The sequence below is a fragment of the Sinomonas humi genome (assembly GCF_000802235.1).
GTDB classification, from domain to species: Bacteria; Actinomycetota; Actinomycetes; order Actinomycetales; family Micrococcaceae; genus Sinomonas; species Sinomonas humi.
Map to the genome: position 1 here is coordinate 23,166 of NZ_JTDL01000036.1, position 6,000 is coordinate 29,165.

9 protein-coding genes are annotated in these 6,000 nt (G+C 66.5%); 3 read left to right on the forward strand and 6 right to left on the reverse strand.

Annotation, left to right across the window (positions count from 1 at the left end):
* The first annotated feature begins 134 nt into the window (after positions 1-134).
* Positions 135-701 (forward strand): hypothetical protein, encoded by a 567-nt coding sequence (locus tag LK10_RS02335; protein ID WP_043119833.1) that lies wholly within the window; start codon positions 135-137, stop codon positions 699-701.
* A gap of 86 nt (positions 702-787) precedes the next feature.
* Here the strand turns inward: LK10_RS02335 and LK10_RS20690 are convergent, their stop codons facing one another.
* The 5 genes from LK10_RS20690 to LK10_RS02360 all read right to left on the reverse strand — a co-directional run bounded on the left by LK10_RS20690 (position 788) and on the right by LK10_RS02360 (position 4,419).
* On the reverse strand, positions 788-1,369 hold the full coding sequence (locus LK10_RS20690) for a PRC-barrel domain-containing protein (RefSeq protein ID WP_052206851.1): 582 nt from the start codon (positions 1,367-1,369) through the stop codon (positions 788-790).
* Positions 1,370-1,495: 126 nt separating this feature from the next.
* Positions 1,496-2,953: a purine-cytosine permease family protein gene (locus LK10_RS02345; RefSeq protein ID WP_043119834.1), complete on the reverse strand. Its 1,458-nt coding sequence runs from the start codon at positions 2,951-2,953 to the stop codon at positions 1,496-1,498.
* A 196-nt stretch (positions 2,954-3,149) separates the two neighbouring features.
* Positions 3,150-3,731, reverse strand: a complete 582-nt coding sequence (locus LK10_RS02350; RefSeq protein WP_043119835.1) for a carboxymuconolactone decarboxylase family protein — start codon at positions 3,729-3,731, stop codon at positions 3,150-3,152.
* Positions 3,718-3,900 (reverse strand): hypothetical protein, encoded by a 183-nt coding sequence (locus LK10_RS02355; protein ID WP_043119836.1) that lies wholly within the window; start codon positions 3,898-3,900, stop codon positions 3,718-3,720. Before LK10_RS02355 ends, LK10_RS02350 begins: the two co-directional genes overlap by 14 nt.
* 282 nt (positions 3,901-4,182) lie before the next feature.
* A complete protein-coding gene (locus LK10_RS02360) occupies positions 4,183-4,419 on the reverse strand; it encodes a hypothetical protein (protein ID WP_156143997.1) in 237 nt (78 codons plus the stop codon).
* Positions 4,420-4,713: 294 nt separating this feature from the next.
* Between LK10_RS02360 and LK10_RS02365 the strand changes: the two genes are divergently transcribed.
* Positions 4,714-4,908: a DUF1508 domain-containing protein gene (locus tag LK10_RS02365; protein WP_043119838.1), complete on the forward strand. Its 195-nt coding sequence runs from the start codon at positions 4,714-4,716 to the stop codon at positions 4,906-4,908.
* A 223-nt stretch (positions 4,909-5,131) separates the two neighbouring features.
* The gene (locus LK10_RS02370) at positions 5,132-5,728 is read left to right on the forward strand and encodes a hypothetical protein (RefSeq protein ID WP_156143998.1); all 597 of its coding nucleotides are present in this window, start codon (positions 5,132-5,134) and stop codon (positions 5,726-5,728) included.
* Positions 5,729-5,808: 80 nt separating this feature from the next.
* Here the strand turns inward: LK10_RS02370 and LK10_RS02375 are convergent.
* A partial coding sequence (locus LK10_RS02375) for a transposase (RefSeq protein WP_043119365.1) occupies positions 5,809-6,000 on the reverse strand: 192 nt, incomplete at its 5' end.

The window sequence follows — 6,000 nt, forward strand, 5'->3', positions numbered from 1 at the left end:
AAGGGGGCCTCTGCTGGCTTGGGGGAGAGTCTCACCGGTCCAAGGTTCCACGGGGCTCGCGTCACGCGCTGAACCGAACCACCATCTGGTCCTTCCGAGACGGGGCCGAAGGACCCGCACCAAAGGTCACAGCAATGAGAATCCACCTCCGTCGCATCCTCGCGCTCTTGGGCGGCGTCCTGCTCCTGTTCTTCGGAGCCGGCATGACCGCAGCCCAAGCTTCCAGCCCGCACTTCAAGCCCGGCGGCTCGCCCGTCTGCACCGTTACATACTCCTCGGGCGGCACCAGCGCCACGACGACCTGTACGGGGACCATGGCAGGATTGGGCAACGCCGACGTCCAAGTCGACCTCAGCACGTCCGGTACGGCCGTCTATCAGTGCCAGAACGGAGGCGGGAACATCGCGCCCGGCCAGAACAGGGTGCTTGTCGGTCCTGCCCCGTCGCAGCCTCTGGTCATCCCCGCCGGTGAGATCAAGAACGGCAACCTGACGTTCACCAGCAATCCGTCGGTCCTGACCGCTCCCGCGACCGTCACAGGAGCCCAAGCGGGCTGCCCGAACAACAACTGGACTGGAGTCAACCCGGTTGTCTCGGTCACGTCCATCACGCTCACGATCGAGCAGCCTCCGGGCACGACGATCTTCATGTGCACCGCATCAGGCACCAGGCTCTCCGGTAGCGTCCCGCTGACCTGCTGATCGCCGCTCCCTTCTAGAAGCACCGAGGCTCCGGAACACTCGTTCCGGAGCCTCAGTTCCTTCCGGGGACCCGCGGCGTGCCGATCTCAGGCCCTGCGCTTGTCATGCACACCGGGGATCCTGCTGGTCTCCTTCGGGCCTTCGTGGCCCTGGCGCTCTGACCCCGGTGCTCCCCTGCCTGCCGACTCGCCGGCGTCCTGGGGCTGCTCGGATTCGCCTCTCGCGAGCCCGACAGACTCGCCGCTCCCTGACCCGTAGGCCGAGCCTCCCTCATCAAAGACGGAGCCAGTGTCACCTTTGATGGGGTCGATGTTCTCGTTTGCGGTCATGAGCCTGAGCCGCGCTGCACGCGGCCGCCCGTAGTGCTGGAACAGCTGATCCTCCTGACCGGGTTCGAGGTGTCCCCCGGAGTCGATGCGCGGGGCATCCTTGACCTGCTCCTTCGTGTACTGGACCACGAGGCCGTCACCGCGCACCTCCACCCCTTCGAGGGGAACAAGAGACTCCTTCAGGCCGAAGAGCCCGGTCTTGACGCTCACCCATGTGGGCTCACTCGTATCGTCGTCGACATAGAACTCGCCGACCCGGCCGATCCTTTCTCCGTCCCCGCCGAAGATGCTCCCTCCGGCACCCCGCACCCTCTCAAAGTCTTCGCGCCCGACCATCATGATTCCTCCTTCGGACCAGCGGACTTTGCACTAGTACTTACCCGCATACCGCGCCCGCAACGCGTCCTGATTGAAGGGCGCCGGCTCCTCAGTGCATGCCGGAGCCGGCGCCTCCCCGTGCCACTCCTATTGGGGCAGGCCGTGCCTGTGTGCTGCAGAGTCCAGGTCTGCGTATTCGATCTCGCCCAGGTGGGCCTCCTCGGCCGAGTTCACCTTGCGGGTCAGCAGCCAGTACAGGACCGCTGAGACAGGCAGCCCGACGAAGAGGGAGATGTCCGCTCCGTCCATGGCCTGGGCGATCGGGCCGACGAACAGGGTGCCCGCGGAGAAGAAGGGGACCATCACCACGAAGCCGACGAGGTAGGCGATGATCCCAGGCCATCCCCAGCGCTTGTAGATCCCGTTGGGCTTGAAGATCTCGGCGATCGCGTAATGGCCCTTGCGTACGATGAAGTAGTCGGTGAGATTCACCGCGGTCCACGGGATGAAGAAGTAGAGGACCAGCAGCAGGAAGTCGTTGAAGTTCGCGAGGAAGTCTGCCGAGGCGACGTTGGCGAGGATGACGGAGATCGCAGCGGTGATGCCGATCGTGACGATCCGCAGGGTGAGCGTGGGCTTGATCTTCCGCAGGCTGTCGATCGAGGAGATGAGGGTCAGCGATCCGCCGTACATGTTCAGTGCGGTCACGGACACAAGGCCGAGGGCCGCGACGAAGAGCGCGATCGAGCCGAAGCCTGGAAAGAGCCTTTCGGCCGTGGCCTGGATGGATGGGATGGTGTCGAAGTCCTTCCCCGCGGCGGCGGCGATGAAGGCGCCGAGGAACATGACCCAGATCCCGCCGAGCGCGCTTCCCCAGAAGGTGTACCGGAAGGTCCGCCCGGCGGAGTTGGGCGGAAGGTAGCGGGAGTAATCCGAGACGTAGATCGCCCAGGAGATCTGGTAGCCGGCTGCGACTCCGAGCTGGGCGAGGAACGGCACGAGCTGGAAGCCGCCGAGGTCGAACATCCCCGCAGGGAGGTCCAGGTGGGTAAGGACAGCGATCGTCAGGAGCGCGAGCATCGCGACCGTCAGGTAGGTCAGGTAGCGCTCGAAGCGGTGGATGAGGTCATACCCGAAGAGCGCGACGGCGACCGCGACGATGGTCACGACCCAGAACCACAGGCTGTCGGACCCGCCGTGCACGGACGCCCCGATAGCCTGCCCGGCGAGCACGGTGTTGAAGATATTGAAGCCTGCGTACTGGAGGTAGGCGAACAGCCAGACCAGGAGGGCGCCGACGTACCCGAACTGCGGGCGGGACTGGATCATCTGCGGCAGCCCGAGCTGCGGGCCCTGGGATGAGTGCGCCGCCATGAACAGCGTGCCGACGAGTACCCCGACCGCGATGGCGATCATCGACCAGATCAGGTTCCCGCCTGAGGTGATGCTGATGAGCCCGACTGCCAGAGTGGCGATCTGGGCGTTGCTCATGAACCAGAGCGGGCCTATGCTCGAGACCTTTCCGTGGCGCTCGTCCAAGGGCACATAGTCGATTGAGCGGACTTCGAGCCCTCGGCTCTGGGATTGACCGGTGGAGCTGGTCATGGGTTCTCCTCTTGATTCTGTTGCGGCGCCGGCTCTGCCGTGGAGTGTGACGGGCCTAACACCGACAGGACAAGCTATTCGGGAAAGCGCGCCAACATACATGTGCAAAGCACCAGAATCTGGTGGTCGCTGGCTGGGCGAATGCACATGGCAGGCAGGCGCACTTCTTTCCCGGCTTCTTGAGGAGCTGATCCCGCTATCCGTAGCCGCGCTTGAGCAGCATGAGTGCGGACTTGTCGAACTCGGCGGCGGTCGGGATGGCGAAGCCCAACGCGTCGGCGTATCTGGTGATGATGTTGAACAAGGCTGCGACGGCTGCCGCGTCCACGAGCTGTGCACGGGTCACCCCAGCCGCCATGGCGGCGCGCGCGTCGGACGGCAGAAGCTCCTCTGGACGCAGGGTCATCGTCTCCAAGAAGGCGAGGGCCGCGCGGAGTGGCTCTGCGATAGGGGCCGTACGGTAGTCCGCCAGGCATGCGTCCACTGTCGCGGCCCCGATGCCGTGCACCGCCGTGGCACGGTGGGCGCCGATGCAGAATGCCGACGAGTTCCAAGTGGCCACCATCGCGGCCATGAGCTCTCGCTCTCCCACCGTCCAGCCGCTGGGACCGCGCATCGCGGCTTGGGTCCAGGCTCCCAAGGCCGGGCCCACGAAGTCCTTGTGGTAGAAGGCGACACGTGCCGCATCCGGGAGCCGCATGCCCGAAATCGCTGATATGAGCCGGATCAGAGACCTGCTGCGCAGGTCATCGCCGCGCTCTACCTCAGGCAGTCGCATCGCTGGCCTGCGCGATCGCGCGGATGGCCGCGTCCCATCGTGCCAATCCCGCCCCGATGCTGGCGGACATGATGATCTCGAACGCCTCCTTGTCGCTGCCGGTGGCCCCCCTCCCCTCGGCCGACTCCCATCGGGCACGAAGCGCGGGATCAAGACGAGCAGCAGCCATGGTCCAGGGAAGCTCGGGGCCCCGACCGCCCCAGGTGGGACATGAGTGCGCCCGCGTGCTTCAACCACACGCTCGACGGCGGCCGATCCGGGAGTGAACACCCGTGCCCGGGTCCGCAGGACTTCAATTCAGCCAAGCTCGTCCCTCCCCCCGCGCCAGTCCATCCCCCGACCACCGAAAGCCTGAACGAAGGCTGGTCGCCAGCCTAGCGCTGGAGCGGCAAGTAGCAGAGCGTTCCCTGTGTCCGTTTCCGACGCCAGGGCGTTACCGAGAAGAGCGCCGCTAGCTGGCCAGGAGTTCCGCTCGGTCGACCTCGCGCAGGACTCGCAGGTGCTCGAGGAGGGCGCGCTCCGGCTGCTCCGGATGCTTCGAGATGAGGCCGCGCAGGCGTTCCTTGTCTTCTTCGCGCAGGCCAGGGCCGTCGAGGGCTTCGCGGAGGATGCCCCGCGCCTGGTCCCGCAGGGTCTTCTCTTCTGGGTGGAGCCGAGGCATCCAGAGACTGCTTCCGGTATGCGTCATGGGCCGGCCCTGCTTTCGGTCTCGTCGGATGCCGGGGGCAGGCACCGACTGTGCCTCAAACCTACGACTGTACGCAGCCGGCAGCAGCTGTCCTTGCCGAATCCTGCGGAAACCCTCGGGAACCAGTGCCCGACTGCCGAAGCGGCAGCGTTTCGACAGAGGCGCACTTGGATGCGGACCCGGATCGGATGGAGGCGGCCGCCGGCGCTCAGTGCGTCCCCGGTCCTTCAGGCCGGGCTGACTCGTTAGCCGGCGACGGGGTTTGCCTGGGTTTGCAACGGGGAGGTATCCGCCATGGCTGAACTGAATGTGTACCAGCGCCCCGACCACAACTGGGGCTGGCGGCTCATCTCCGACAACGGCAACGTCATTGCCACTGATGGCGGGCAGGGCTACGAGCACGAGGCGATGGCCGAGCAGATGGGCGAACAGGTCATCACGGGCCACTATGCCGAGGCCAAGCGGACGAAGAAGAGCCTCCGCGACTGAGGCGAAGGCGCCCCACCGGAGGGGCCGGGAGTCACCGGTGGCGAAGCGCGCGCCGTAGACCTACCTCCGCCCGAACGACTTCGAGCTCCGCGCGATGGGGGCTTGAGCGGGGGCTGACAACCCCTATCCGACCGCGTCCGCCCTTCATCCGCTCCGCCCGGCGGCGTACGCTGGGAGCCCGTCTCCCGCACCCAGCCACACAGAGCACGGTCAGGAGAACAGCATGCCCAGAATCGCCAGGGCACCCCAGTCGCTCGCCCTCGCAGCAGCCATCGCCAGCTGCGTGGGCTTGGCGGGCTGCAGCGTGATGAACCCGCAGGAGACGCAGAGCATCACCGCCGCCGTACCCGGGGTGCAGTCCACCGTCGGCCCACTGGAGGTCAACGACCTCGCCATCGTCTCTGCCGGTGGTGCAGGAACGGGCAGCACGCCCAGCGCGGACGCCCCCGGCCGTTTCACCGGCAGCTTCTACAACACCTCCTCTTCCCCGGTCACCGCGACCCTCTCCACCCAGTCGTCCAACAGCGTCGACGTCACGGTCCCGCCCAACGCTCAGGTCCTGCTCGGCGACGACCGCAGTGTCTCCGACCTGACCAGCTCGGGCGCCGTACCGGGCGCCATGACGACGGTGAAGATCCAGAGCGGCTCCTCCAGCCAGGATGTCCTGGTCCCCGTGCTGGACGGAACGCTTGCCCAATACCGGCAGTACGTTCCCACCCCGTCAGCCACAGCCAGCCCCGTGAAGCCGACGGGCAGCGCCTCCCCTGGCACAGCGACCCTCACGCCGACGGCGACACCGTCGGCAAGCGCGACTCGCTGAGCCTTCCCCAACGCTTGGGGGGGCCGGGGCAAGACCGGTGGGGACTGTCCGAATAACGGTGGGTTCGGTTTGGCCCATGGTTAGTTGATGCGGCCTTCGAAGGCGATCGCGAAGGCGTTCAGTGCCGGCTTCCAGCGTGTGGCCCAGCGTGCCCTGCCGCGCCCAGTGGGGTCAAGGGACCGGGTGACGAGGTACAGGCACTTCAGGGCCGCCGCGTCGTTGGGGAAGTGGCCTCGGGCCCTGACTGCGCGCCGGTAGCGTGCGTTGAGGGA

Excerpts from the sequence above, each read along its gene's own strand:
- LK10_RS02335 (WP_043119833.1), top strand. The coding sequence starts at position 135 with ATGAGAATCCACCTCCGTCGCATCCTCGCGCTCTTGGGCGGCGTCCTG.
- LK10_RS20690 (WP_052206851.1), bottom strand. The coding sequence starts at position 1,369 with ATGATGGTCGGGCGCGAAGACTTTGAGAGGGTGCGGGGTGCCGGAGGG.
- LK10_RS02345 (WP_043119834.1), bottom strand. The coding sequence starts at position 2,953 with ATGACCAGCTCCACCGGTCAATCCCAGAGCCGAGGGCTCGAAGTCCGC.
- LK10_RS02350 (WP_043119835.1), bottom strand. The coding sequence starts at position 3,731 with ATGCGACTGCCTGAGGTAGAGCGCGGCGATGACCTGCGCAGCAGGTCT.
- LK10_RS02355 (WP_043119836.1), bottom strand. The coding sequence starts at position 3,900 with ATGGCTGCTGCTCGTCTTGATCCCGCGCTTCGTGCCCGATGGGAGTCG.
- LK10_RS02360 (WP_156143997.1), bottom strand. The coding sequence starts at position 4,419 with ATGACGCATACCGGAAGCAGTCTCTGGATGCCTCGGCTCCACCCAGAA.
- LK10_RS02365 (WP_043119838.1), top strand. The coding sequence starts at position 4,714 with ATGGCTGAACTGAATGTGTACCAGCGCCCCGACCACAACTGGGGCTGG.
- LK10_RS02370 (WP_156143998.1), top strand. The coding sequence starts at position 5,132 with ATGCCCAGAATCGCCAGGGCACCCCAGTCGCTCGCCCTCGCAGCAGCC.